We start from the raw sequence: 25910 nt of genomic DNA, 5'->3' as shown, positions 1-25910 counted from the left end.
ATTCCGGCTGCGCGATGTCTGATGCAGGCCGCGCCGCGCGCTTGCCGGGCATGGTCCGGCGCTACACCCGTATCTGTCATGACGCGAATTCAGTTCCGCCGCCTGGACGGCATCCTGCTGCTCGACAAGTCGACCGGCATGAGCTCCAACGCTGCCCTGCAGGTGGCGCGCCGCCTGTTCCGTGCCGAGAAGGGCGGGCATACCGGCAGTCTCGACCCGCTGGCCACCGGCCTGCTGCCGTTGTGCTTCGGTGAGGCGACCAAGATCGCCGGCCTGCTGCTGGGCTCGGCCAAGGCCTATGACGCCGAGATCGTGCTCGGCCAGACCACCGACACCGATGACGCCGAAGGCGAAGTGCTGCTGCAGCGTCCGGTGCCGCAGATCACTGCTGACGTCCTGCAGGCCGCGCTGGCACCGCTGACCGGCAGCATCCACCAGCGGGCCCCGATCTATTCAGCGCTGAAGCAGGGAGGCGAGCCGCTGTACGTGAAGGCCCGCCGCGGCGACGCCATCGAGGCGCCGGAGCGGCAGGTCCAGGTGCATGCCATCGAGGTCCTGGAACAGCAGCCCGAGCGGCTGCGCCTGCGCGTCACCTGTGGCTCGGGTACCTACATCCGCAGCCTGGCGCGTGATCTCGGCGAGGCGCTGGGCTGTGGTGCGCACATCAGCGCCCTGCGCCGGCTGTGGGTGGAGCCGTTCCGCGAGCCGGCGATGGTCACCCTGGACCAGCTGCGGGCCATGGTCGAAACGGGCGACCTGGCGGCCATGGATGCGCTGCTGCTGCCGCTGGCCGACGGGCTGGGCGGGTATCCGCGGGTCGAGCTGGACGCCGCCCAGACGCAACGGTTCTGCATGGGGCAGCGGTTGCGCGATGCCGGCTGGCCGCGCGGTCTGGTGGCGGTGTTCGGTCCGGACGCCGCTGTCCAGGGCCTCGGTCAGGTCGATGACAGTGGCCTGCTGGCCCCGCAGCGCCGCTTCAACCTCTGAACAGGGCGGGGCGGTTCAGCCCCGGTCCTTGTCCCCGGAGCCCCTGGCCGTTACAATTTCGCGGCCATTTTCTGGCAGCCTGCCCCGCGCAGGTTTCATCCCTGTAGTCCACGGCGAGCCTGGCGGTGCGCGAAGCGCGTTCCTGCCGGCCACGCATCACTGAGAAAAAGACATGTCGATCGACACCCAGAAGGTCATTGAAGACAACAAGCGCAGCGCCGCCGACACCGGCTCCCCGGAAGTCCAGGTGGCCCTGCTGACCGCCCGCATCGAACTGCTGACCGGCCACTTCAAGACCCACAAGAAGGATCACCACAGCCGCCGCGGCCTGCTGCAGATGGTCAACCGCCGTCGCAGCCTGCTCGACTACCTGAAGAAGAAGGACGTCGAGCGTTACAAGGCCCTGATCGAGAAGCTTGGCCTGCGTCGCTAAGCAACGAATCCCCCGCGGCGCAGCGATGCGCCGCGGTTTTGTTTTGTAGTACCGCAATCCCCGATTCAGGCCGGAACGATCCGGTCACCCGCTGGCGGCAAGGGTCGCCGACGGTCCAAATTCGCAGACAGCATCCCCAAGGACACCCTCCGTGGCAAAAATCACCAAAACCTTCCAGTACGGCAAGCACACCGTCACGCTTGAGACCGGCGAAGTCGCCCGTCAGGCCAGCGGCGCCGTCATCGTCAAGATGGACGACACCGTACTGCTGGTCACCGCCGTCGCCGCCAAGAGCGCGCGTGAAGGCCAGGACTTCTTCCCGCTGACCGTCGACTATCAGGAGAAGTTCTACGCCGGCGGCCGCATTCCGGGTGGTTTCTTCAAGCGCGAAGGCCGTGCGACCGAGAAGGAAACCCTGATCTCGCGTCTGATCGACCGTCCGATCCGTCCGCTGTTCCCGGAAGACTACAAGAACGAAGTGCAGATCATCGCCACGGTGATGTCGCTGAACCCGGACGTGGACGGTGACATTCCGGCCCTGATCGGTGCTTCGGCGGCCCTGGCTCTGGCCGGCACCCCGTTCATGGGTCCGATCGGCGCTGCCAAGGTCGGTTACAAGAACGGCGAGTACATCCTAAACCCGACCGTCAGTGAACTGGCTGACTCGCAGCTGGAACTGGTCGTTGCCGGTACCTCCAACGCCGTGCTGATGGTCGAATCCGAAGCCGCGCTGCTGTCGGAAGAAGTGATGCTGGGCGCCGTGACCTTCGGTCACCGCGAAATGCAGAAGGTCATCAACGCGATCAACGAGCTGACCGTCGAAGCCGGCACCAAGCCGTCGACCTGGGAAGCCCCGGCCAAGAACGAAGCGCTGATCGCCGCCCTGAAGGAAGCCATCGGCCCGCGCCTGGGCGAAGCCTTCCAGGTGCGTGACAAGCTGCAGCGCCGCGACGCCATCTCGGCGATCAAGAAGGACGTGGTCGAAGCCCTGGCCGGCCGCGTGGCTGCCGAAGGCTGGAACCCGGCCGAGCTGTCGAAGGAATTCGGCGAACTGGAATACCGCACCATGCGCGACTCGGTGCTGGACACCAAGGTCCGCATCGACGGCCGTGCGCTGGACACCGTCCGCCCGATCTCCGTGAAGACCGGCGTGCTGCCGCGTACCCACGGCTCCTCGCTGTTCACCCGCGGCGAAACCCAGGCCATCGTGACCATCACCCTGGGCACCGCCCGCGACGGTCAGGTCATCGATGCCGTTGCCGGTGAGTACAAGGAAAACTTCCTGTTCCACTACAACTTCCCTCCGTTCTCGGTGGGTGAGTGCGGCCGCATGATGGGCCCGAAGCGCCGCGAGATCGGCCACGGTCGCCTGGCCAAGCGCGGCGTGCTGGCTGTCATGCCGTCGCTGGAAGCCTTCCCGTACACCATCCGCGTCGTCTCGGAAATCACCGAGTCGAACGGTTCCTCGTCGATGGCCTCGGTCTGCGGTTCGTCGCTGGCCCTGATGGACGCCGGCGTGCCGGTGAAGGCCCCGGTGGCGGGTATCGCCATGGGTCTGGTCAAGGAAGGCGACCGCTTCGTCGTCCTGTCCGACATCCTGGGTGACGAAGATCACCTGGGCGACATGGACTTCAAGGTGGCCGGTACCGCTGAGGGCATCTCCGCCCTGCAGATGGACATCAAGATCGAAGGCATCACCGAAGAGATCATGAAGCAGGCGCTGCAGCAGGCCAAGGCTGGCCGTCTGCACATCCTGGGCGAAATGGCCCACGGCCTGACCGCTCCGCGTTCGGAACTGTCCGACTACGCGCCGCGCCTGCTGACCATCAAGATCCACCCGGACAAGATCCGCGAAGTGATCGGCAAGGGTGGCTCGACCATCCAGGCCATCACCAAGGAAACCGGCACCCAGATCGACATCCAGGATGACGGCACCATCGTCATTGCCTCGGTCAACGCGATCGCTGCCCAGGCCGCCAAGGCCCGCATCGAGCAGATCACCTCGGACGTCGAGCCGGGCCGCATCTACGAAGGCAAGGTCGCCAAGATCATGGACTTCGGCGCGTTCGTCACCATCCTGCCGGGCAAGGACGGTCTGGTCCACGTCTCGCAGATCTCCAGCGAGCGCGTCGAGAAGGTCGGCGACAAGCTGAAGGAAGGCGATGTGGTCAAGGTCAAGGTGCTGGAAGTCGACAAGCAGGGCCGTATCCGCCTGTCGATGAAGGCCGTGGAAGAAGGCGAAGGCGCCAGCGCCGAATGATCCACCCACGGTCGATCACGGCAGGTGTCAACCCGGGTTGAGCCACCGCCGCTGACGTCGCTGGAATGAGAAAGCGGGCTTCGGCCCGCTTTTTCTTTGTCCGGCAACCGGAGCGGGCTTGCCGCTATGCTGTTGGCATGGACCTCCTGCGCCTGCTCGACCTGGACATCGACCGCCCGGCGCAGCGCGTGAGCCGGGCCGGTGAGGCCCTGCCCATCAGTGGCCTGAGCTGGACCCTGTTCGACGTGCTGCTTGCACACGGCACCCGTGTGGTGGATTTCGACACGTTGGCGGCCCAGGTCTGGGCGCCTGCGGTGGTTGGCGAGGATGCGGTCAGTCAGCGCGTGAAACTGCTGCGGCAGGCACTCGGCGATGACAGCCGTCGGCCGCGCTACATCCGTTCGGTGCGCGGGCGCGGCTATCAGCTGTGCGCCGCACCGATACCGATGGCACCGCCGCCAGTGATCGGATCGTCACGGGGGCGCTGGTGGTGGGCTGCAGCGCTGGTGGCGGTGGGCGGGTTGGCGGTGGCGGTGCTGGCGTGGCCGGACCAGGCTCCGCCCGCCGCAGCCACGTCCCTGCTGCAGCGCGCGGACTATTACGCCGGCATCGGCCAGGCGAGCAACAACGAACGCGCGATCGCCCTCTACCGCCAGGCACTCCAGGTCGATCCAGAATCCAGCGCGGCCCGGCGTGGGCTGGCACGTGCATTGTCGGCGCAGGGATGCCTGTTCAACGGTTCTCCGCAGCAGATGCACGAAGCGCTGGCGCTGGCCGACTCCGAACGTGCACGGGCGCCGCATGACGGTGCCACGTACGCCCTGCGCGGGTATGCGCATGATTGCCTTGGGCGGATGGACGATGCGGTAGCCGACTACGTGCGCGCGATCCAGCTCGATCCTGCGGACGAGCGCACCCGGGCATCGCTGGCCTACCTGCAGCAGGAGCAGGGCCACCTGTCGCTGGCGCTGCGCGCCAACCTCGCGCTCAAGGCACCCGAACGCATCCGCTTCCGAGATGTGCAGGTGGCGCGCGAAATGGAACTGCTCGGTTTCACCCAGGCGGCAGCGCAGCGCCATGCGCGCAACTTCCAGCTTTACCCGGACAACGTGTTCGCCAACATCGCGTGGCCGCGCAGCCTGTACGTTGCCGGGGCCGCCGGGCGTGCCCGGGAGGAGCTGGCCATCGCATTGACGCGTGGCACACCACATCCCCAGCTGCTGCGCCTGCAGGGAGAACTGGCATTGCTGGCCGGTGACACCGCGGCGGCGGCCGAGGCGTTCGCGACGGCGCACCGGCTGCGGCCGCAGCAATCGCTGGGAGAGACGCTGGCGGGCCTGTACGGATCGACGGCCATCGATCCGGCATGGGCACGTGCGCGATTGCAGCGCCTGCCGGCGGGGAGGGGTGATGGTTGGGCCGATGCTGCGCTCGAGCGGGCTCTGCTGTTGCAGTCGGTGGGTGATGCGAAGGCCGCCGTGGCCGCGCTGCACCAGGCGGTGGACGATGGCTTCCGCGATGCCGCATGGCTGCGTGCCACGCCGCTGTATGCTCCGCTGCGCAGCGCGCCGGAGTGGGAGCCGCTGCTGGCGCGTATCGATGCGGATGTCGCCAGGCAGCGCGCGCAGGTCCTCGCCGCCGCATGGCGACCCTCCGATCTGTCCGGTCTCAGCGCAGTGCCGGAAGCAGGAATTCAGTGAGAATCCGCCGCGACTGCGGATGGGCGAAGCTGCGGTTGTAGGCCTGGCTGGTGACTACAGCCACGGCATTCCTGTCGGGAATCAGGAAGACATAATTGCCGCCGTTGCCGGACATCGCCCACACGGTCCGCTGCCTGCCCTGCACCGTCAGCTGCAGGCCCCACCATTGGTAGCCGTACTCGCTGCCATCGCCAGTGCGTGCCTGTGGCCGGATCATTGCAGCGATGAAGTCGCGGGGAACCAGTTGCCGGCCATTGCCGCGCCCCTGATCCAGCACCAGCTGCCCCAGCCGCGCCAGGTCGCGGCTGCGGTAGCGCGTGCCGCCGCCTCCCATTCCGATGCCCTCCGGTGAATGGTTCCAGTGGCTCTCGGTGATGCCCAGCGGACGCTCCAGTGCCTGGGCGGCATAGTCCGACAGTGGCATGCCGGTGGCCCGCTCGAGCACGGCGCCGAGCACGAACGAGTCGGCCGTACAGTACGCGAAGGAGCGACCATGAGGGCTGTCCTCCGGTCGCTGCATCCAGGGCGCGAAGCCCTTCACCGGCAGGGACAGGGCGAAGTCCAGCCAGCGCTCGCTCACGTACATGCGCTCTTCGTGGCCGCTCGAGAACGGGTTCTCGTCGTCGCATTCCCACAGGCTGCTCATGGTCAGCAGATCCTGCAGGGTGAGGGCGCGCAGGCGCGGGTCGACGGCGTGGCGCGCGGTGAATCCGGGGAAGTAGTCGTAGACCCGGGCCTGCACGCCCGGCAGCGCCCCCTCGCCGATGGCGGCGCCGATCAGCAGTGCTGTCACGCTTTTGCTGGCCGAGCGCACATCGTGCAGGGTGCCCGCGTCCGCGCCGTTGAAATAGCCCTCGTAGACGACGTTGCCGTCGACCTGCAGCAGCACGCTGCGGATCTGCTTGAGGTCATCGCGGGCGATGGCCTGCTCCAGCGCGGGCAGGCGGACGGAGGCGGGCGTTGCGGCGCCGGTGGCGTGGGGTAGGAATGCCAGCAGCAGAAGGAGGAAGGACATCAACGGACGCATGGTCGGGCTCCATCGGAAAGGAGACTGGATTGAGCCCGGTCCTTCGCTGAAGTGCTGGACGCGTGTCTGAAGAATTCTGAAGGGCCGGTACCGGCGAGGGCAGTGCGCTGTCCTGCCGTGGGGCGTCAGGGACATGCCGATGTCATCCTGCGGGCGTCCGTGCCTGTCCAGTGGACGACATTCGATGAAGCCGCGCCGGGGCGTGATCGGTTTGCTACCGTGGCTGCGCCTTCGAACCGGGAGATCCCATGTTCCGCCAGACCCTGGCCGTCCTTGCCGTACTCGTCACCGCTGCCGTGCCCGGCGCAGTGCACGCTGCGCCGGCGCAGTCGCCGATCTTCGGCGCCTACTACCCCGGTGGCTCGGCCGGGCGCTATCCGGTGTCGAGCATTCCAGCCGAGCGCCTGACGCATCTGTTCTACGCGTTCTCCACCATCGAAGACGGCCGATGCGTGATCGGTGCGGACGCATCGAAGAACGTTGCCGAACTGGCTGACCTGAAAAAAGCGCATCCGCATCTGCGCACGCTGATCTCGATCGGCGGCTGGGGCGCCGGTGGGTTCTCCGATGCCGCGCTGACCGAAGCCAGCCGCAGGCGCCTGGTCGACTCCTGCATGGCGCTGTTCTTCGAACGGCACGCAGGCAGCTTCGATGGCGTGGACATCGACTGGGAGTTTCCGGTCAGTGGCGGCCCGAAGGAACTGGCCCATCGTCCGCAGGACCGGGCCAACATGACGCGCCTGGCGCAGGCGTTCCGTACCGCGCTCGATACGTACGGGCGCAGGGCAGGGCAGCCGATGCTGCTGACCGCCGCGCTGGCCGCTGGCCGGCTGCAGACCGATGGCCCCTATGATCCCGCCGCCAGCTACGATCTGCCGGCGCTGGCCCGGATACTCGATTTCATCAACCTGATGAGCTACGACATGGGTACCGGTTTTTCGGCCGTGTCGACCTTCAACGCGCCGTTGCATGAAGTGCCGGCCGACCCGCTGGCGCCGGAACTGCGGCGGTGGAACAACGTGGCCGGTGCGGTGCAGTACTACCGCGAACATGGCGTGCCGGCGGACAAACTGGTGCTGGGCGTGCCGTTCTACGGGCGCGGCTTCAAGGTGACCGGGGAGACTGCCGACGGCCTGTACCAGGCTTACAGTGCGCCGGCCGATGCCGGCGACTGGCGGGTGATCAAGGCGCGTTACCTCGATCAGCCGGGCTGGACCAGGCACTGGCACCCGCAGGCGCAGAGCCCGTGGTTGTACAACCCGCAGGAGAACGTCTTCATCAGCTATGAAGACCCGCGTTCGATCGGCCTGCGGGCGCAGTTCGCCCGCGAACAGGGGCTGGCCGGTGTCTTCATGTGGGAGCTGACCGGCGACGATGAACAGGCCAGCCTGCTCAACGCGATGCTGGCGCCCTGGCACAAGGCCCGCGTGGGCGATTGAAGGCGCGGCGCTCCGCCGGCATGGCCCGGCGGGGCGGTCAGTCGGCCCAGACGCTGTTGGGGTCGCCGTTGCGCGCCCGGCGTTGGCTGGCCAGCGCCAGGCGCGCAAAGCCGAAGGCCATCGCCAGGGCGACGGCGTCGATCCAGAACAGCGGCCAGTGCCCGGCAGCGGCGGCACGCCACAGCCAGTCACCGTTCAATGCACCATGCACGACCGGCACCAGCGCGGTCGCGGCCGCAGCGGCCCACAGCAGTTCCCGGGCGGCCTGTGCGGGCCTGCGCAGGAATGCCCACAGCGCGCACGCGGCCCAGCTGCTGAAACAGGCCCAACGGATGCCCGGGTCGACCGCCGCGGGTGCTGCGCGTTCGAGCACCAGCGCTACCACGAACGCCAACGAGATCGCCACGCACAGGCCGATGCAGACACCGACGGTGGCACGCGCCATGTTGACGGCCGCACGCGACTGCTCGGGCTGGCGTCGCTTGCGTCGCGATTCGATCCACAGCAGGTTGCCGGAATAGAACAGGAAGGCGCCGCCGAGCCCCATCAGGAAGTACAACCAGACCACCACGCCGTTGCCGAACTCGCCGAAGTGCAGCGCGTAGGCGGCGCTCAGCGTGGCGTGGTTGGCGTCGCGCTGGCCCGGCAGCTGCGTGGCCAGCACGTCGCCGGTGGCCACGTCCAGGGCGACCGCGCCCAGCGGGCCCAGCGTGCCGGTGGATTCGCCGGTGATCTCGATGGTGGCCTTGGCGTCGCCCCCATTGGCCAGTTTCAGATAGGCCGGTTCGAAGTTGGCCACGCCCTGTGCGCGGGCTACTTCCAGGGCGCGCGCATGCAGGACCTGCAGGCTGCCCGGCGGTGCCGGAACGCCGCTGGCCTCGCGCACCGGAGCGGTATCCATCGCGGTCGGCACGGCCTGCAGCAGCTTGCCCTCGAAGATCAGTGGATTGAGCAGTGCCATCTGCACGAACGCCAGGCAGAGCAGGGCGCCGGTGACGGCGAACATCAGATGGAAGGGCAGGCTGAGCACGCCGATCACGTTGTGCGCGTCCTGCCACTGCTGCTTGAGGTTGCGGCCCGGGCGCAACGCGAACAGGTCACCCAGCAGTTTCGGCAGGTGGATCACCAGGCCGCTGAGCAGGGCCATGCCGTACAGCAGGCTGACGATGCCCATCACATACACGCCGGCCACCGGCAGGCCCAGGCTGTAATGCAGCTCGTTGACCAGTTCGGCCAGACCGGTCTGCGGCGGCGTCGGGCTGCCGTCGGTGTGGCCCGGCCAGGCGTAGCGCCAGCTGCCGTCATCGGTCTGCCAGTAGGCCAGCGGCTGCGGATGGTCGGTGCCGGGGAAGGTCATGCCGACGTGGCGGCGTGCCTCCGCGTGGGCCGCCAGCACGTCCTCGAGCAGGTGCTGTGCGTCATCCAGGTCTGCGGGCAACGCCGATGCCGCGCCCGGCGTCTGCCACAACGGCAGGTCATGGTGGAAGAGCGTCAGAGCGCCTGCATAGAAGGCCACGAACAGGCCGAAGCCGGCGACCAGGCCGACCCAGGTGTGCAGGGTGGTGAATGTGCGCAGCGTCTGCGAGGAGAACTTCATGGGGACGGTCTCATTGCACCGCACCGGCCAGGCGCAGCAGGCCGAGCACGGCAAAGCCGGCGCCAGCACTGCCGGCCAGGGCCAGCCAGGCGTGCGCGGCACGGCGGAAGCTGAACGCCCAGAGGGCGGCCAGCATCCACAGCGGGATGAAGGCGATCAGGGCCGGTACCAGGGCGTGCTGCCAGGGGCCGGGCGGCAGCCAGGCCACCAGTCCGGTGGCGGCCGCGGCCAGCAGGAAGCCGGCGAAGATGCCGGCGAGGGCGCGGGCCCACATCAGCGCGGCTCCGTGCCGGGGCGGTGCCAGGCGGCGACGGCCGGCAGCAGCATCGCCGCCAGCATCCAGGTGCACAGCATCGCCACCAGCCCGGCGGCGAAGCCCAGTTCGGCCATCCACAGCCACAGTGCGGCCGCAGCGGCGACCAGGCCGATCTGTCGGCCAAGCCGGCCGGCCCGGCGCAGGCGCGGCCAGCGGCAATGCGGCGAGGCGGCATAGAAGGCCGTCGCCGAGAACATCGCAGACAGCACGCCCAGGCTGCAGAAGCCGAGCGTGGAAAGGCCGACAGTGATCATTGCCGGCAGCCTGCGCGGCGCGAGGGCGGCGAACGCGGGACACGGGCGGGGCCGGCGTAGGCCGGTCGGAGCGGGTGGCGCATCACGAGGTCCTGGGGGAAAGCGGGCAGGCTGGCACGGGGCGGGCTGCCTGGATATGGTAATCATTGCGATTTCAGGCTGCCAGCGACGGCCATTCAGGGGCGCGACGGGGAGTGCTTGGGCTTTCCCGCGCACTGGTCTAAAATCGCAGTCATTATCCTGACTGGAACAAGGTGGCCCGCGCCCAGCGCCGGCCGAGCGTGCGACATGAGCACTACCACCGCCCACGGTTGACCTGCCCCCGAAGGCCCTGCGTTCCAGGCGCCCTCGCGGCGCTTTTTTATTGCCCGGGCGCCTGCCCGGAGCCGCTTTCCAGCCCGCAGCGCGGGCCCCCGCACGAAGCCACTGCGATGATCAACATTACCCTTCCCGACGGCAGCCGCCGCGAGTTCGAAAACCCCGTCAGCGTCATGGATGTCGCCCAGTCGATCGGTGCCGGCCTGGCCAAGGCGACCATCGCCGGCTCGGTCGATGGCGTGCTGGTCGATGCCAGCGACATCATCGATCACGATGCCAGCCTGCGCATCATCACCGCCAAGGACGAGGAGGGCGTGGAGATCATCCGCCACTCCTGCGCCCACCTGGTCGGCCATGCCGTCAAGCAGCTGTACCCGGACGTGAAGATGGTCATCGGCCCGGTGATCGCCGAGGGCTTCTACTACGACATCTACTCCGAGCGCCCGTTCACCCCGGACGACATGGCCGCGATCGAGAAGCGCATGGGTGAACTGATCGCCCAGGACTACGACGTCATCAAGAAGATGACGCCGCGCGCGGAAGTGATCGAGATCTTCAAGGCGCGTGGCGAGGACTACAAGCTGCGCCTGATCGAGGACATGTCCGACGACATCCAGGCCATGGGCATGTACTACCACCAGGAGTACGTGGACATGTGCCGTGGCCCGCACGTGCCGAACACGCGCTTCCTGAAGGCCTTCAAGCTGACCCGCATTTCCGGTGCGTACTGGCGTGGTGACGCGCAGAACGAGCAGCTGCAGCGCATCTACGGCACCGCCTGGGCCGACAAGAAGCAGCTCGATGCCTACATCAAGCGCATCGAGGAAGCCGAAATGCGCGACCACCGCCGCATCGGCAAGCAGCAGGACCTGTTCCACCTGCAGGAAGAGGCGCCGGGCCTGGTGTTCTGGCACCCGAAGGGCTGGGCGCTGTGGCAGGTGGTCGAGCAGTACATGCGCAAGGTCTATCGCAACAGCGGCTATGGCGAAGTGCGCTGCCCGCAGATCCTGGACGTGAGCCTGTGGAAGAAGTCCGGTCATTGGGACAACTACCAGGACAACATGTTCTTCACCGAGTCGGAGAAGCGCACCTACGCGGTCAAGCCGATGAACTGCCCGGGCCACGTCCAGGTGTTCAACCAGGGCCTGCACAGCTACCGCGACCTGCCGATCCGCTACGGTGAGTTCGGTTCCTGCCACCGCAACGAGCCCTCCGGCGCCCTGCACGGCATCCTGCGCGTGCGCGGCTTCACCCAGGACGACGGCCATGTGTTCTGCACCGAGGCGCAGATCGAATCCGAAGTGACCGCCTTCCACCAGCAGGCGCTGGCGGTCTACCGGCACTTCGGCTTCGAGGAGATCCAGATCAAGATCGCGCTGCGGCCGGAATCGCGTCTGGGCGATGACGCCACCTGGGACAAGGCCGAGGGCGCACTGCGCTCGGCGCTGGCCAGCTGCGGCGTGGAGTGGCAGGAACTGCCGGGCGAGGGCGCCTTCTACGGCCCGAAGATCGAGTACCACCTGAAGGACGCCATCGGCCGTACCTGGCAGCTGGGCACGATGCAGGTCGACTTCATGATGCCCGGCCGACTGGGCGCCGAGTACGTGGACGAGAACAGCCAGAAGAAGCATCCGGTCATGCTGCACCGGGCGATCGTCGGCTCCATGGAGCGTTTCATCGGCATCCTGATCGAGCACCATGCCGGCCAGTTCCCGGCCTGGCTGGCGCCGACCCAGGTGGTGGTGGCCAACATTACCGACGCCCAGGCTGAATACGTTGATCAGGTTCGCAAAACCCTTGCGGATCAAGGCTTCCGAGTCATCGCCGATTTGCGTAACGAGAAGATCGGCTATAAGATTCGGGAGCACACGCTGCAGCGCGTGCCGTATCTGCTGGTCGTTGGAGACCGTGAAAAGGAAAACGGCGCGGTTGCCGTGCGTACGCGTTCCGGCGAGGACCTGGGCAGCATGAGCGTCGAGGCCTTCATCTCGCGGCTGCAGGCCGAGAGCGCGGTTTGATAGGGTCCGGCCCGCGCGCCAGAGGGTGCGCAGGCCGGTTCGATTCCTCTGGGAGATTGCAATATCAGTACCCCTGACAACAAACAGAACCGCAAGAATCAGGAAATCCGGGTGCCGCGCGTCCGCGTGATCGGCAGTGACGGAGAAATGATCGGCGTGTTGTCGCGCGACGAAGCGCTGTCCATGGCTGAAGACGAAGGCCTGGACCTGGTCGAAATCCAGCCGCAGGCCGATCCGCCGGTCTGCAAGATCATGGACTTCGGCAAGTTCAAGTTCGAAGCGCAGAAGAAGGCCAGCGAGGCCAAGAAGAAGACCAAGCAGGTCGAGATCAAGGAAGTGAAGTTCCGTCCGGTCACGGACGAGGGCGACTACCAGATCAAGCTGCGCAAGATGCGCGGTTTCCTCGAAGAGGGCGACAAGATCAAGGTCAACATCCGCTTCCGTGGCCGTGAAATGAGCCATCAGGAACTGGGTCGCGAAATGGCCAACCGGATCGAAGCCGATCTGGGTGAGGACATCGTCATCGAATCCCGTCCGCGCCTGGAAGGGCGTCAGATGGTGATGATGATCGCGCCGAAGAAGAAGTAAGGGCCTGTCGGGCAGCTGCCCGGCCCCCTCCCTGCAGAGCCGGGCGCGTGCCCGGCTTTGTTCGTCATGGGCCCAGTCTCGGGTCGTGGCGAGACGCCCGGGCGCGCCCGGCGTCGTCCCTCGATGGCTGCCTCAACTCCCTGCCGATCAAAGGTTTGCATCGGTCGGGAAGGGCGGGCATAATGGGCGGCCCGGTTCGCCGGGTGCTGTTTTCTCTGTTTCACTGAATACGGCAACAGGACCGGCCCACTCCCCCGGGGAGGCAGGGCTTAAAAGCAGGCAAGGGCACGGACGGAAAGCGTGGCGCAGCCACCGCCCTGGTCAGTAAAAAAACACCATCAAGGACATAGCAATGCCCAAGATCAAGACCAACCGGGCGGCGGCCAAGCGCTTCCGCAAGACCGCGTCCGGCAAGTACAAGTGCGGCCACGCAAATCGTAGCCACATCCTCACCAAGAAGGCGACCAAGCGGAAGCGTAATCTGCGTCAGACGGGCCATGTCCGTGCAGAAGACGCAGGCCGTCTGGACCGCATGCTTCCCTACCTCTGAGGACTGACACATGGCACGAGTAAAGCGTGGCGTACAGGCGCGTCGCCGCCACAAGAAAATCCTGACCCTGGCGAAGGGCTACTACAACGCTCGCCGCAAGGTCTTCCGCGTTGCCAAGCAGGCGGTCATCAAGGCACAGCAGTACGCCTACATCGGCCGTAAGCAGAAGAAGCGCAACTTCCGTTCGCTGTGGATCACCCGCATCAATGCGGCTGCCCGCATCAATGGTCTGAGCTACAGCCGCTTCATGAACGGCCTGCTGAAGGCCGGCATCACCTTGGACCGCAAGGTCCTGGCTGACATCGCCGTGCACGACGCAGCCGGCTTTGCCGCGCTGGCCGAAAAGGCCAAGGGCGCGCTGGCGGCATAAGTCCTTCCCGATGCCGTTGCCGTTCATCCGGAACGGTGTCAGGTCAAGGCAATGCATGGGGAAGGGCGCAAGTCCTTCCCCATTCTTTTTTGGGTCCCGGCGTGGCCACGGCGACGCGGGGACGGCGGTGGCGACAGGGGTCGGCCCTTCGCCTGCCGCGATGGCAGATCGACTGGAGTTCCGGCCCCCCATGAGCGACATCCAATCCCTCACCACCCAGGCGCTGGCCGAGGTGGCCGCTGCACAGAGCCCCGACGTGCTGGAGCAGCTGCGCGTGGCCCTGCTCGGCAAGAGCGGCAGCATCACTGCGCAGCTCAAGCAGCTCGGCGCCCTGCCGGCCGACGAGCGCAAGGCCGCCGGTGAAGCGATCAACCAGGCCCGCGACGCACTGACCCGCGCGCTGGGCGAGCGCAAGGCGCTGCTGGAGGATGCGGCACTGGATGCGCGCCTGGCCGCCGAAGCCATCGACATCACCCTGCCGGGCCGCAATGGCGAACGCGCCGGCCTGCACCCGATCACCCGTACCCTGGAGCGCATCACCGGCATCTTCGGCCGACTGGGCTACGAGTTGTCGGAAGGGCCGGAGATCGAGGATGACTGGCACAACTTCGAGGCGCTGAATTTCCCGCCGCACCACCCGGCGCGCGCCATGCATGACACCTTCTACTTCGGTGACGGCCGCCTGCTGCGCACGCACACCTCCGGTGTGCAGGTGCGCTACATGGGCGACCATGCGCCGCCGCTGCGCATGATCGCCGCCGGCAAGGTGTACCGCAGCGACAGCGACCAGACCCACTCGCCGATGTTCCATCAGGTCGAAGGCCTGCTGGTGGACGAGCACTCGACCTTCGCCGACCTGAAGGGCACGCTTGCCGAATTCATCCGTGCCTTCTTCGAGCGCGACTTCGAGATGCGCTTCCGTCCCAGCTACTTCCCGTTCGTCGAGCCCGGTGCGGAAGTGGACATCGCCTGGCAGCAGCCCGATGGCAGCACCCGCTGGCTGGAAGTGCTCGGCTGCGGCATGGTCCATCCGAACGTGCTGCGCAGCGTCGGCATCGATCCTGAGCGCTACACCGGTTTCGCCTTCGGCATGGGCGTGGAGCGTTTCGCGATGCTGCGCTACGGCGTCAACGATCTGCGCGCGTTCTTCGAGAACGATGTGCGCTTCCTGAAGCAGTTCGCGTAACGCATTCGGCAACGCCGGGCCCAGCCTGGCGGACTCACACATTCGACGGCCCAGGCGCCTGCGCCGGGTCCACCAGGGTGACAACATGAAATTCTCCGAAAACTGGCTGCGCAGCCACGTCCCCACCCGCGCGTCGCGCGATGAGCTGAGTGCGGTGCTGACCGCGATCGGCCTGGAAGTGGAAGACGTGACCGCGTTGGGCGAGGGCCTGCAGCACGTGGTGGTGGCGCGCATCGTCGAGGCCGTGCGCCATCCCGAAGCGGACCGCCTGCAGGTCTGCCGGGTCGATGCCGGGCAGGGCGAGCTGCTGCAGATCGTCTGCGGCGCACCGAACGCGCGTCCGGGCCTGGTCGCGCCGCTGGCGATGGTCGGTGCGCAGATCGGCGAACTGAAGATCAAGCCGGCCAAGCTGCGGGGTGTCGAGTCCAACGGCATGCTGTGCTCGGCGAAGGAGCTGGGCCTGGACAACGATGCTTCCGGCCTGCTGGAACTGCCCGCGGATGCCCCGGTCGGCCAGGCCCTGGTCGACTACCTGGGCCTGCCCGATGCCAGCATCGAGATCAAGCTGACCCCGAACCGTGCCGACTGTTTCAGCGTGCGCGGCATCGCCTACGACGTAGCGGCCGCCACCCGCAGCCAGGTGCTGGACTTCGCTGCAGCACCGGTCGCCGCCGTCGGCAGCCGCGAGCTGTCGATCCGGCTCGACGCCGGCGCCGAGGCGCCGCGTTACCTGGGGCGCGTCATCGAGGGCCTGAACCCTGCGGCGAAGACCCCGCTGTGGATGGCCGAGCGCCTGCGCCGCAGTGGCGTGCGTCCGGTGTCGCTGCTGGTCGACATCACCCAGTACGTGATGCTGGAACTGGGTCAGCCGATGCATGCCTATGACCTGGGCACCCTGCAGGGCAGCATCGCCGTGCGACGCGCACGCGCAGGCGAGAACCTGAAGCTGCTCGATGGCCGCGATGCCGTGCTGGACGACAGTTTCCTGGTCGTGACCGATGCTGATCGCGCGGTGGGCCTGGCGGGTCTGATGGGGGGCTTCGATTCCCGTGTGACCGACGCGACCACCAGCGTGTTCCTGGAGGCTGCGCACTTCGCGCCGGCAGCGATCATGGGCCGTGGCCGCAAGCTGGGCCTGCACACCGATGCCGGCCACCGCTTCGAGCGCGGCGTCGATCCGGCGCTGCCGCGCACCGCCATCGAGTACGCCACCCGCCTGGTGCTGGACCTGGCCGGCGGCACCCCGGCACCGGTCACCGAGGCCGTGCGCGAGGCTGACCTGCCGCAGCCGGCCACCATCGCGCTGCGCCGCGCGCGCATTACCCGCGTGCTCGGCATCACCATCGAGGATGCCGAAGTGGAGCGCATCCTGCGCGCGCTGGGCATGGAGGTGGTCGCCACGGCCGACGGCTGGCAGGTCACCGCACCGAGCCGCCGTTTCGATATCGCCATCGAAGAGGACCTGATCGAAGAGCTGGCCCGCATCCATGGCTACGAGCAGATTCCCACCACCCTGCCGGGCGGTGCCGCGCGCGTGGCGATGCCGAGCGAGACCCAGCTCGACACCCTCAGCGTGCGTCGCCAGCTGATCGCGCGCGACCTGCAGGAAACCCTGAATTTCGCCTTCGTCGACGATGCGCTGCTGGCCCAGTGGCAGCTGCGCGACGATCTGGTGCCGCTGGCCAATCCGCTGTCGGCCGAACTGGCGGTGATGCGCCCGTCGCTGCTGCCGGGCCTGGTGGCCACGCTGGGCCGCAACGCTGCGCGCCAGTTGGGCCGGGTGCGCCTGTTCGAGATCGGCCGCGTGTTCGCCCGCCAGGCCGGGGAGGGCCAGCCGGCGCCGCTGGAAACTCCGCGTGTTGCGGCCGCGGTGTGCGGCGATGCGCAGGCGGTGCAGTGGGGTCTGCCGTCCCGCAAGGTCGATTTCCATGACCTGAAGGGGGATCTGGAGTCCCTGGCTGCTGCCAGTGGTGCCTCGCTGGAGTTCCGCCCGTCGAGCCGTGCGCATGGCCACCCGGCGCGCTCGGCCGAGGTGTTCCGCGACGGGGTTGCGATCGGCTGGATCGGCCAGATCCACCCGCGCCTGGCCAAGGCGATGGACATCGAGACCGACGTCTACGCCTTCGAGCTGGACCTGGAGCCGCTGTCGGCGCGCCGCCTGCCGCGTGCCGGCGAGCTGTCGCGCTTCCCGGCGGTGCGCCGCGACCTGGCGTTCCTGGTGCCGGAGCAGGTGGCCTGGAGCGATCTGGCCGCCACGGTCCGCCTGGCCGCCGGCCCGCTCCTGCGCGAGCTGAACCTGTTCGACCGCTATGTGGGCCAGGGGGTCGAGCCGGGATTCAAGAGTCTCGCTATGGGCTTGATTTTGCAGGACAAGTCGCGCACTCTGACGGACCGCGACGTGGATGCGGTGGTGGCCGAGGCGGTCACCGCCATCGAGCGTGAACACCACGCCCGGATCCGCGGCTGAGCGGGCAGCACTCGGGGGTAGCAGGCAATGGCATTGACCAAGGCGGAGATGGCGGAAAAGCTGTTCGACGAAGTCGGTCTGAACAAGCGTGAAGCCAAGGAATTCGTCGACGCGTTTTTCGATGTGCTGCGTGAAGCATTGGAACAGGGACGTCAGGTGAAGCTGTCGGGCTTCGGCAATTTCGACCTGCGGCGCAAGAACCAGCGCCCGGGCCGCAATCCGAAGACCGGCGAGGAAATTCCGATTTCCGCCCGTACGGTGGTCACCTTCCGTCCGGGCCAGAAGCTCAAGGAAAGGGTGGAAGCTTATGCTGGATCCGGGCAGTAACCGCGAACTACCGCCGATCCCGGCCAAGCGCTACTTCACCATCGGTGAAGTGAGCGAGCTGTGCGACGTCAAGCCGCACGTGCTGCGCTACTGGGAAACCGAGTTTCCCAGCCTTGAGCCGGCCAAGCGCCGCGGCAACCGCCGCTACTACCAGCGCCATGACGTGCTGATGGTGCGGCAGATCCGCAGCCTGCTGTACGAACAGGGCTACACGATCGGCGGTGCCCGCCTGCGTCTGGAGGGCCCCGATGCCCGCGAGGAATCGGCGCTGAGCAACCAGATCATCAAGCAGGTGCGGATGGAGCTGGAAGAAGTGCTGCAATTGCTTCGCCGGTGACCCAAATCCCGCGTGATCCGCTATACTTCACGCCCCGCCGCACTGGCGGGAACATCGCAGCATCAGTCGGGGCGTAGCGCAGCCTGGTAGCGCATCTGCCTGGGGGGCAGAGGGTCGTCGGTTCGAATCCGGCCGTCCCGACCACTGTGATGGAACAGAAGGCCCGCGCAGCGATGCGTGGGCTTTTTTTGTGGGTGAACCGATGGGCGATGCGGCCGTGTACGCCAGCCCATGCGTGACCGACATCCCGTATCATCGCTGCACATCCGATCGCATCGGCTTCTCCTTCCGTCTCTCTTCCGCGTCCGCTGGCGCAGCATGTGGCTGCGGTCACGGGCGTGCAGCGGGTCCGTGGAGGTGGATGCGCGGACCACGACGACCACAGGGGGTTGCGTTGATCAGCAGTACCATCATTCATCGCTCGGCTGAGGCAGGTTCCGCCGAGGTGCAGGTCCTGGACACCACGTTCAAGGGCAAGCACGTCTTTGTCAGCTGGGGCCTGCGTGGGCCCGAGTTGACCCGCAGTGCCGACCCGGCCGCAACGGTGGCTGCGCGCCGCGCATTGCAGGCCGTTTCCCGGCACAACGAGGGGCCGCGCAGCCCCGAGGTGTTCATCGCCAATCAGTCGGCGGTGGCAATCACGGTCTATCGCTTGTTGACCGAGGCCCGGTCCGGGGATGCGATCTTCTTCCTGTGCGACTCGCAGGCCGTAGTGGATTGGCTGGTCACGGCGCTGGAAGTGCAGGGGGCGGACTGATCGCGTCCACGCCGGCCCTCTATCCCGCCAGCGCAGCGTCAACCGCTGCCAGGGCGTGCAGGGTGGTGGTGTCGAACAGCGGCACCGCACTGTCTTCCGGGCGTACCAGCAGCATGATTTCGGTACAGCCGAGAATGATCGCTTCGGCACCACGCGCGACCAGCCGCGCGATCACGTCTGCGTAGACCTGTCGCGAGCGATCGCTGACCACGCCGGTGATCAGCTCCTGGTAGATGATGTCGTGGACCTGCTGGCGATCTTCGGCGTCGGGTACCAGCACTTCCAGCCCGAAGCGACCGGCAAGGCGTCCCCGGTAGAAATCCTGTTCCATTGTGAAGGCCGTACCGAGCAGGCCCACCCTGCGCCAACCGGCCGCCACGATGGCGGTGGCAGTCGGGTCGGCGATGTGCAGCAGCGGCAGCGGGCAGGCTGCTTCGATCTGCGCGGTCAGCGCATGCATCGTGTTGGTGCAGATCAGCAGTACATCGGCGCCACCCGCCTGCAGGCGCTCTGCCGCATCCACCATGTGCCGCGCAAGCGCGTCCCAGTCGCCGTCGTGCTGCAACTGCTTGATCGGAGCGAAATCCACCGACCACATCAGCAGCTGCGCCGAGTGCGCGGCCCCCAGGCGACGGCGCACCTCCTCGTTGATGAGGCGGTAGTACTGCGCCGAACTCTCCCAGCTCATGCCGCCGATCAGGCCCAGGGTCTTCATGTGCCGCTCCAGGTGGGGAGGCGCCATTGCAGCACAGGCGGGCAGCGATGTCGCCGCGACCGCCGACAGGCGCATCGGCACATCTGTTGGATGCAGCTGCAGATCGCGGCCACCTGTAACCGTCGCATCGGCATCGCGCTGTATGTGACGTCGCGGTGAGCCACCGCCTATGCTGGGACGGTTCTCTTTCGTGGATGGCCGAATGTCCCTGCAGACCTGGTGGTGGTTCCTGGCTACGGTGTTCGTGCTGTGTGGCACCCCTGGACCGAACATGCTGCATATCCTCGGACGCAGCGTCGGCCTGGGATTCCGCGCCAGCCTCCCGGCCATGGCCGGCTGCCTGCTGGCCATGCTGGCGGTACTGGCGGCCTCCGCCGCCGGGTTGAGCGCACTGCTGCACTCCTCACCCATGCTGTTTGAAGTGCTGCGCTATCTGGGCGTGGCCTACCTGGCCTGGCTGGGCCTGAAAGCGTGGCGCGACAGCGGCCGGCCGGCAGCGCCGGTGGACGTTGAGGCTCCGGCGACGGTGCTGCCAGCGGACGGAGCCTGGGCGGTATTCCGCGGCGGCCTGCTGGTGGGCCTGAGCAATCCCAAGCTGCTGCTGTTCGCCACGGCGTTCCTGCCGCAGTTCGTCGATCCCGCGCGGGGTCAGGCCGTGCAGTACAGCGTCCTGGTGGCAACCTTCGCCAGCTGCGAGCTGTTCTGGTACGTGATGTATGCCGCCGGTGGCCATGGCCTGCGCCGTTGGCTCGGCCGGCCGTTCGCCCGGCGCTGGTTCGAGCGGCTGGTGGGCGGCGTGTTCCTGGCGTTCGCGGTGGCCCTGCTGCGCTTCCGGCCCCGTTGACCGGTACGCGGCTTCACGCCGCACGCGCGGCTCCCTCACGAGGCAGGCATCGGCCGCAGCCTACGCTGATCGCACTGTTTTCAGTCCCTGTGGGGAAAGGATCGACATGATCAAGTGGGCCATCATCTTCGCCATCATCGGTGTGATCGCCGGCGTGCTCGGCTTCGGCGGCATCGCGGGTGCCGCGGTGGGTATCGCCAAGTTCCTGTTCTGGGCCGGCATCATCATTGCCGTGGTGCTGTTCCTGCTGGGCATGACCGTCGCGAAGAAGGTCAGCTAGCGGCTGACCGCGTGGCAGCGCGCGCAGGTGTGCGCTGCCACGCGAGACGCACAGCCGTCAGTCGTCGATACGTGCGAAACGAGGCTGTGGGCCGCTTGCACCCGGTACCTGTTCTACGAACATGGCGTAGGGCCGCACCCACAATCCGCCTTCGCCATACAGGGCGCGGTACAGCACCATCGGCTGCAGTGTTTCGCTGCTGCGCACGATGTCGATCACTTCATACTCGCCGCCCTTGAAATGGCGATAGCGGCCGCGCGCAAGCGTGGGCAGGGGACTGAGCGCCGTCATGGGTGCCGCACTCATCTGCGCGCCGGCTGTGCCGGCGTCGCGCAGTAGGCGTCGATCGCCTCGGCGGTATTGGCCAGGCCTTGCGCCTGGGCCAGTTCCCAGGGGCGCTCGCAGCGCTGGCTGCGCTCGCACCACTGGTAGCCAGCCGAGCCGATGCAGCCATGGGCATCGCGATCACCGCCGACTACGGGTGCCGAAGTGGCCGCCGCTTCGCGCACGGGCGTCTGTTGCGGTGCTGCGCAGGCGGCCAGGGCCAGCAACAGCGGCGCCAGCATGAGGGCTTTCATCGAGGACATTCCGTGGCCTAAACCGTCAGTGTGCGGCGGGCCAGCAGCAGCGGCAAGCGCTCAACTCATCGACGCGCGGATCAGTTCCTCGATCAGGACCAGGTAGCAGGCTGCGAAGTAGAACTTCAGCAGCGTCGAGCGCTGCGGCGGTTGGAAGGTGCGCATGTGGAAGGGGCCCCTGTTGGTGACGATAGTGTGAAGCCAAGCTGACTTCGTGACAAGAATCACGAAAGTCATGGGGTGAACGGGCTCAGGGATGTGACGAAGCGCGAATTCCGATCCGCTGGCGGGGATTTTTCGGACAAATCTGATAGGCCCTGCCTGAAGCGCTCGCTAGCCTGAACAGGTATCGGCGCTCTCACCTCATCCCGGCGCCGCGTCCATTCCCTCCGTTGGAGTCGATCATGGTGTTTACCGTCCACTGCAATGCCCAGCACTGGTTCGTGCTGGACCCCGAGGCGCGCACCACCGCCTCGTTCGCCCGCGGCGCCGACGCGTTCGATGTCGCCACCGAACTGGCCCAGGAGCATCACCGCCGCACGGGCCAGCACTGCATCGTGCGTGTGGAGGCACTGGGGGGTGCCGTGGATGTCCTGCGCATCGGTGCCTAGCGGCCGGCCACGCGGCGCGGTCAGCCGCGGTTGAGCTGTTTGAATGGGGAAAGAACCGACGGTGCGTTGCCCTCTGTGCGCCGCGCCGCGAATCCAGGATGCTTGCCGCCACGCATTCATCTGGAGATCTCGATGGGCAACGCACTCACCTGGCGCACCCTGGCCTGCGCACTGCTGCCGATGCTGGCCGCCGCCGGGGGCGCGCAGGCGCAGAACTATGGTTATGACGACGATCGCCATGGCGGCCGCGACGGGGGCGGCATCGTGCGATGCGAATCGGTCAAGAACCGCAGCAATGAGTGCCGCCTCGAAGGACGGCCCCGGTTGATCCGCCAGTTGTCCGGCTCGCCGTGCGTGGAGGGCGAGACCTGGGGCCAGTCGCGCTCCGGCGTGTGGGTGACCCGGGGCTGCCGGGCCGAGTTCGTCGGCGAATCGCGTCGTGGCGGCGGCTGGGGAGGTGGATGGGGCAACGGGAATGGCCGCGGTGGCGAAGTCATCGCCTGTCATTCCAACGGCCATCGACAGGAATACTGTGACACCCGCGTCCGCCGCAGCGTACGCCTGATCCGGCAGGACTCCCGCAGTGCCTGTATCGAGGGCCGGACCTGGGGCTGGGACCGCCGCGGCATCTGGGTCAGTGATGGTTGCCGCGCCCAGTTCCAGGTGAACTGATCCTTCTGGCCATCTGCGTCAAAATCAGAAAAATCTGATATTGCTCACAGTTTGAACGCCGTATCGTCTGCAATCAGGACACCGGGTGTCTTGATTGCATCGGCAATCCGTGCCGGCACCGGTGCACGCCTTCCGCCATCATCGATACGCTGCCTCAAGGAGTGAGCTGCATGTTGATCCGCCTTCAGTGCGAACAGCGCCAATGGCGCGTTCTGCACCCGGATAGACCGGAGCCGATCGAGTTCCGCGACGGCGCCCGGGCCTTCGATTTCGCCCAGGCCCTGGCCCGGCTGCACTTCGTGGACACCGGGCAGCGCGCCGCCGTGCGCGTGGAAGCCAGCGGCGCGTTCGTGGAAGCGATCAGCTACGGTTGAACAGCGACCGCGCGTCGTTCCGCAGCAGGCGCGGGGAAACCGGGCGCCTGCCCGGTTCCACCGGGAACGGTCAGCCCGCCGCGCTCAGCGGCGGAAGGGTGGCAGCCAGCTGCGGCCAGCGCTTGAGCACGGCCGCGCGGATCCCGGCGGCATCGATGCCGGCTTCTGCCAGCAGGTCCTCGCGGCTGGCATGATGCTGGTAGGCATCGGGCAGGCCGAGATGCAGGATCGGTCGCAGCACCGCTTCGGCATTGAGCAGTTCGGCCACGCCGGAACCGGCACCACCGGCTACCACGTTGTCTTCGATGGTCACCAGGCCTTCGTGCTGGGCGGCCATTGCCAGTACCAGGTCGCGGTCCAGCGGCTTGATGAAGCGCATGTTGACCACGCTCAGGCCCAACTCGCGGCCCACCTGTTCGGCGGCGGCAACGGTACTGCCGAACGCCAGCAGGGCGATGTGGCTGCCCTGCACGCGCAGCTCGCCCTTGCCGATCGGCAGCGTGGACAGGTCGCTGCCGGCCGCGACGCCGGTACCGCTGCCACGCGGGTAACGCACCGCAGCCGGACCGGCGTACTGCAGGCCCGTGCTGAGCATCTGCCTGCACTCTGCCTCGTTGGACGGGGCCATCACCACCATGTTCGGCACGCAGCGCAGGAAGCTCAGGTCGAGGTTGCCGGCATGCGTCGCTCCATCCGGTCCGACCACGCCGGCGCGATCAATCGCGAACAGCACGTCGAGGTCCTGGATGGCCACGTCATGCACCAGCTGGTCGTACGCGCGCTGCAGGAAGGTGGAATAGATCGCCACCACCGGCTTGCCGCCCTGGGTGGCCATGCCGGCGGCCAGGGTGACCGCGTGCTGTTCGGCGATCGCCACGTCGAAGTAACGCTGCGGGTATTCCTTGCTGAAGCGCACCAGGCCGGAGCCTTCGCGCATCGCCGGGGTGATGCCGTACAGGCGTGGCTCCGCGGCGGCAGCGTCGCACAGCCAGTCGCCGAACACGTCGGTGTAGGTCGGCTTCTTGGCGCCGGTCTTGGCCACCAGGCCCTTGTCGGGATCGAACGGGCCCACTGCGTGATAACCGATCTGGTCGCCTTCGGCAGGCTCGTAGCCCTTGCCCTTGGTGGTCATCACGTGCAGCAGCTTGGGGCCCTTGGAGGCGCGCAGCGTCTTCAGCGTGGACAGCAGGGCGGGCAGGTCGTGGCCGTCGATCGGGCCGGTGTAGTGGAATCCCATCTCCTCGAACATCGTGGAGGGCACGAACATGCCTTTCCAGTGCTCTTCCCAGCGCTTCACGAAGCGCGCCGGATTGTTCTTCTTGTCGCCCAGGATCTTCTTGCCGCCTTCGCGCAGTGCATTGAGCGTGCGGCTGCCGGTGGCGCGTCCGAGCATCTTGGTCAGCCCGCCGACGGCCTCGGAGATCGACATGTTGTTGTCGTTGAGGATCACCAGCAGATTCGGCTCCGGCTCCATGCCGCCCGCGTGCATCAGCGCCTCGAAGGCCATGCCGGCGGTCATCGCGCCGTCACCGATCACCGCCACGATCTTGCGGTCGTCGCCCTGTGACTGGCGGGCGATGGCCATGCCCAGTGCGGCCGAGATCGAGGTCGAGGAATGGCCGACGCCGAAGGTGTCGAACTCGCTTTCCTCGCGCTTGGGGAACGGCGCCACGCCATCCTTCTGCTTGACGGTGTGGATCTCGTCACGGCGGCCGGTGAGGATCTTGTGCGGGTAGGTCTGATGGCCCACATCCCAGACCAGCTGGTCATGCGGGGTCTGGTACAGGTAGTGCAGGGCGACGGTGAGTTCGATCACGCCCAGGCCGGCGGCGAAATGTCCGCCGCTCTTGCCCACCGATTCGATGAGGTAGGCGCGCAGTTCGTCGGCGACCGCCCTCAGCTCGGATTCGTCGAACGTGCGCAGGTCATCCGGCGTCTGGATGTGCGCGAGGCGGGGATAGCGGGCAGAGTCGATCATCATGTTCGCACGTGTTCTGAACGACCATTTTCGCCCTCAAACGGGGGTGGGGCAAGCAAACGCCGCCGTCCGTGACAGGACGGTGAGGGTTGCCGGCCGGCAGCTTCAGGTGCTGAGCTTGGAACGCTTGGGCAGCTGCGCTTTCAGGAACGCCATCTGGTCGGCCAGGATGTTGCGGTTGGACAGGATCAGGTGCTCGATCCAGCTGGGCCGGTAGGGCACCGCCAGCAGCGGCATGCCGGCCTGCTGCGGGGTACGGTCGCTCTTGCGCGAGTTGCAGTGGAAGCAGGCGGTGACCACGTTTTCCCAGCAGTCCAGCCCGCCCTTGGACAGCGGCATGACGTGGTCGCGGGTCAGCGCGGGACGGTTGAACTGTTGGCCGCAATACAGGCACAGGTGCGAATCGCGGGCGAACAGGGCCGGGTTGGTCAGGTTCGGGGTAGGGTCGATGGCACGGGATCGCGCGTGGCCGCGCGCGGCGATGATCGGATGCAGGTCCAGGCCACTCTGCAGGCCGCTGAACCGGTTGGTTCCGCCGTGGATGTGCAGGCAGGGGTCGCCAAGGGTCCAGGCGACGGCCTCGCGGGCGTAGAGGCAGGCGGCATCCTGCCAGGTGATCCAGTCCAGTACGCGTCCGTGGGCGTCGAGCGAGAGCAGCCGGACCGAACCGGGGCGGTGCAACGTCGTGACGTTGGGCGATGCTTCGACGCCCGGAGCAGAAAACGGGGCTCCGGCTTCGATCAGACCCAAGCGTGTAGTGTCTGTCTCCATCGGGAGAACAGCTTATACCTGAATGTTGACGATTTGTGTATCGCCCGTCGGCGCCGATGGCGCGCCCCCCTTAACAAAGGGGGGCTTTTCTCCAGAGGGATGATCGAGGGCGGTCAGGCTGGGGTCGGATCCCTTTCCGAAGGAAAGGGCTCTGAC

At 67.0% G+C, this 25910-nt stretch carries 28 protein-coding genes and 1 tRNA gene; 20 read left to right on the top strand and 9 right to left on the bottom strand.

Annotation, left to right across the window (positions count from 1 at the left end; all coding sequences use genetic code 11):
• The first annotated feature begins 78 nt into the window (after positions 1-78).
• The 4 genes from truB to ACVOKU_RS08010 all read left to right on the top strand — a co-directional run bounded on the left by truB (position 79) and on the right by ACVOKU_RS08010 (position 5380).
• Positions 79-987: a tRNA pseudouridine(55) synthase TruB gene (gene truB / locus ACVOKU_RS08025; protein WP_481559580.1), complete on the top strand. Its 909-nt coding sequence runs from the start codon at positions 79-81 to the stop codon at positions 985-987.
• Positions 988-1159: 172 nt separating this feature from the next.
• On the top strand, positions 1160-1420 hold the full coding sequence (gene rpsO, locus ACVOKU_RS08020; RefSeq protein ID WP_005417886.1) for a 30S ribosomal protein S15: 261 nt from the start codon (positions 1160-1162) through the stop codon (positions 1418-1420).
• 151 nt (positions 1421-1571) lie between these two features.
• Positions 1572-3680: a polyribonucleotide nucleotidyltransferase gene (gene pnp, locus ACVOKU_RS08015; protein WP_053518678.1), complete on the top strand. Its 2109-nt coding sequence runs from the start codon at positions 1572-1574 to the stop codon at positions 3678-3680.
• Between the two features lie 137 nt (positions 3681-3817).
• Positions 3818-5380, top strand: coding sequence for a winged helix-turn-helix domain-containing protein (locus tag ACVOKU_RS08010; RefSeq protein ID WP_481559579.1), 1563 nt, complete (start codon positions 3818-3820; stop codon positions 5378-5380).
• Here ACVOKU_RS08010 and ACVOKU_RS08005 read toward each other — a convergent pair.
• On the bottom strand, positions 5349-6395 hold the full coding sequence (locus ACVOKU_RS08005) for a serine hydrolase domain-containing protein (protein WP_481559578.1): 1047 nt from the start codon (positions 6393-6395) through the stop codon (positions 5349-5351). The genes ACVOKU_RS08010 and ACVOKU_RS08005 overlap by 32 nt on opposite strands.
• 260 nt (positions 6396-6655) lie before the next feature.
• On the opposite strand from ACVOKU_RS08005, the gene ACVOKU_RS08000 reads away from it, so the two are divergent.
• Positions 6656-7846, top strand: coding sequence for a glycoside hydrolase family 18 protein (locus tag ACVOKU_RS08000; RefSeq protein ID WP_481559577.1), 1191 nt, complete (start codon positions 6656-6658; stop codon positions 7844-7846).
• Between the two features lie 37 nt (positions 7847-7883).
• On the opposite strand, the gene ACVOKU_RS07995 is transcribed toward ACVOKU_RS08000, so the two are convergent.
• From ACVOKU_RS07995 to ACVOKU_RS07985, 3 genes are read right to left on the bottom strand one after another with little or no spacing between them, the layout of a single operon-like run.
• Positions 7884-9443, bottom strand: coding sequence for a PepSY-associated TM helix domain-containing protein (locus ACVOKU_RS07995; protein WP_481559576.1), 1560 nt, complete (start codon positions 9441-9443; stop codon positions 7884-7886).
• Between the two features lie 10 nt (positions 9444-9453).
• Positions 9454-9717 carry a hypothetical protein gene (locus ACVOKU_RS07990; RefSeq protein WP_053518684.1) on the bottom strand — a complete coding sequence of 88 codons (264 nt, stop codon included), beginning with the start codon at positions 9715-9717 and terminating at the stop codon, positions 9454-9456.
• Positions 9717-10013 (bottom strand): hypothetical protein, encoded by a 297-nt coding sequence (locus ACVOKU_RS07985; protein WP_180876053.1) that lies wholly within the window; start codon positions 10011-10013, stop codon positions 9717-9719. Before ACVOKU_RS07985 ends, ACVOKU_RS07990 begins: the two co-directional genes overlap by 1 nt.
• A 431-nt stretch (positions 10014-10444) precedes the next feature.
• Between ACVOKU_RS07985 and thrS the strand changes: the two genes are divergently transcribed.
• The 10 genes from thrS to ACVOKU_RS07935 all read left to right on the top strand — a co-directional run bounded on the left by thrS (position 10445) and on the right by ACVOKU_RS07935 (position 18931).
• Positions 10445-12349, top strand: coding sequence for a threonine--tRNA ligase (thrS, locus tag ACVOKU_RS07980; RefSeq protein ID WP_481559575.1), 1905 nt, complete (start codon positions 10445-10447; stop codon positions 12347-12349).
• 48 nt (positions 12350-12397) lie between these two features.
• Complete coding sequence (infC, locus tag ACVOKU_RS07975) at positions 12398-12937, top strand: translation initiation factor IF-3 (RefSeq protein WP_081358927.1); 540 nt, start codon at positions 12398-12400, stop codon at positions 12935-12937.
• A 352-nt stretch (positions 12938-13289) separates the two neighbouring features.
• Positions 13290-13487: a 50S ribosomal protein L35 gene (gene rpmI / locus ACVOKU_RS07970; protein ID WP_005410436.1), complete on the top strand. Its 198-nt coding sequence runs from the start codon at positions 13290-13292 to the stop codon at positions 13485-13487.
• Between the two features lie 10 nt (positions 13488-13497).
• Positions 13498-13857 carry a 50S ribosomal protein L20 gene (gene rplT, locus ACVOKU_RS07965; protein WP_003484828.1) on the top strand — a complete coding sequence of 120 codons (360 nt, stop codon included), beginning with the start codon at positions 13498-13500 and terminating at the stop codon, positions 13855-13857.
• Positions 13858-14047: 190 nt separating this feature from the next.
• On the top strand, positions 14048-15043 hold the full coding sequence (locus ACVOKU_RS07960) for a phenylalanine--tRNA ligase subunit alpha (protein ID WP_481559574.1): 996 nt from the start codon (positions 14048-14050) through the stop codon (positions 15041-15043).
• An 85-nt stretch (positions 15044-15128) separates the two neighbouring features.
• Entirely contained in the window at positions 15129-17510 is a 2382-nt protein-coding gene (pheT, locus tag ACVOKU_RS07955; RefSeq protein WP_481559573.1) for a phenylalanine--tRNA ligase subunit beta, read from the top strand.
• 27 nt (positions 17511-17537) lie between these two features.
• Positions 17538-17837, top strand: a complete 300-nt coding sequence (locus ACVOKU_RS07950) for an integration host factor subunit alpha (RefSeq protein WP_005410432.1) — start codon at positions 17538-17540, stop codon at positions 17835-17837.
• Positions 17818-18174, top strand: a complete 357-nt coding sequence (locus ACVOKU_RS07945) for a MerR family transcriptional regulator (RefSeq protein ID WP_053518690.1) — start codon at positions 17818-17820, stop codon at positions 18172-18174. The genes ACVOKU_RS07950 and ACVOKU_RS07945 overlap by 20 nt, the downstream gene beginning before the upstream one ends.
• Before the next feature lie 67 nt (positions 18175-18241).
• A tRNA-Pro gene (locus ACVOKU_RS07940) sits at positions 18242-18318 on the top strand.
• Between the two features lie 250 nt (positions 18319-18568).
• A complete protein-coding gene (locus ACVOKU_RS07935; protein ID WP_481559572.1) occupies positions 18569-18931 on the top strand; it encodes a hypothetical protein in 363 nt (120 codons plus the stop codon).
• Positions 18932-18950: 19 nt separating this feature from the next.
• Here ACVOKU_RS07935 and ACVOKU_RS07930 read toward each other — a convergent pair whose 3' ends face one another.
• On the bottom strand, positions 18951-19646 hold the full coding sequence (locus ACVOKU_RS07930) for an aspartate/glutamate racemase family protein (RefSeq protein WP_481559571.1): 696 nt from the start codon (positions 19644-19646) through the stop codon (positions 18951-18953).
• A 202-nt stretch (positions 19647-19848) separates the two neighbouring features.
• On the opposite strand from ACVOKU_RS07930, the gene ACVOKU_RS07925 reads away from it, so the two are divergent.
• On the top strand, positions 19849-20490 hold the full coding sequence (locus ACVOKU_RS07925) for a LysE family translocator (protein WP_481559570.1): 642 nt from the start codon (positions 19849-19851) through the stop codon (positions 20488-20490).
• 106 nt (positions 20491-20596) lie between these two features.
• Positions 20597-20770 (top strand): DUF1328 domain-containing protein, encoded by a 174-nt coding sequence (locus ACVOKU_RS07920; RefSeq protein ID WP_006380555.1) that lies wholly within the window; start codon positions 20597-20599, stop codon positions 20768-20770.
• A gap of 57 nt (positions 20771-20827) precedes the next feature.
• Here the strand turns inward: ACVOKU_RS07920 and ACVOKU_RS07915 are convergent, their stop codons facing one another.
• Together ACVOKU_RS07915 and ACVOKU_RS07910 are read right to left on the bottom strand one after the other, a co-directional pair.
• Complete coding sequence (locus ACVOKU_RS07915; protein ID WP_312551793.1) at positions 20828-21061, bottom strand: DUF1653 domain-containing protein; 234 nt, start codon at positions 21059-21061, stop codon at positions 20828-20830.
• Between the two features lie 11 nt (positions 21062-21072).
• Entirely contained in the window at positions 21073-21348 is a 276-nt protein-coding gene (locus ACVOKU_RS07910) for a hypothetical protein (RefSeq protein WP_111186453.1), read from the bottom strand.
• A 404-nt stretch (positions 21349-21752) separates the two neighbouring features.
• Here ACVOKU_RS07910 and ACVOKU_RS07905 point away from each other — a divergent pair, with 404 nt between their 5' ends.
• The 3 genes from ACVOKU_RS07905 to ACVOKU_RS07895 all read left to right on the top strand — a co-directional run bounded on the left by ACVOKU_RS07905 (position 21753) and on the right by ACVOKU_RS07895 (position 23005).
• Positions 21753-21959, top strand: a complete 207-nt coding sequence (locus ACVOKU_RS07905; protein ID WP_065175527.1) for a hypothetical protein — start codon at positions 21753-21755, stop codon at positions 21957-21959.
• Between the two features lie 132 nt (positions 21960-22091).
• On the top strand, positions 22092-22631 hold the full coding sequence (locus ACVOKU_RS07900; protein WP_053518699.1) for a DUF3011 domain-containing protein: 540 nt from the start codon (positions 22092-22094) through the stop codon (positions 22629-22631).
• A gap of 170 nt (positions 22632-22801) precedes the next feature.
• Positions 22802-23005: a hypothetical protein gene (locus ACVOKU_RS07895; protein ID WP_053518700.1), complete on the top strand. Its 204-nt coding sequence runs from the start codon at positions 22802-22804 to the stop codon at positions 23003-23005.
• Positions 23006-23075: 70 nt separating this feature from the next.
• Here ACVOKU_RS07895 and dxs read toward each other — a convergent pair whose 3' ends face one another.
• Both dxs and ACVOKU_RS07885 read right to left on the bottom strand, forming a co-directional pair.
• Entirely contained in the window at positions 23076-24983 is a 1908-nt protein-coding gene (dxs, locus tag ACVOKU_RS07890; RefSeq protein ID WP_481559569.1) for a 1-deoxy-D-xylulose-5-phosphate synthase, read from the bottom strand.
• 105 nt (positions 24984-25088) lie between these two features.
• Positions 25089-25754, bottom strand: coding sequence for an HNH endonuclease (locus tag ACVOKU_RS07885; protein ID WP_481559568.1), 666 nt, complete (start codon positions 25752-25754; stop codon positions 25089-25091).
• Positions 25755-25910: the final 156 nt, after the last annotated feature.

The organism is Stenotrophomonas sp. STEN147 (assembly GCF_056757995.1).
The sequence above is the reverse complement of the archived record's forward strand: the minus strand, read 5'-3'. Positions and strand labels throughout refer to the sequence as shown.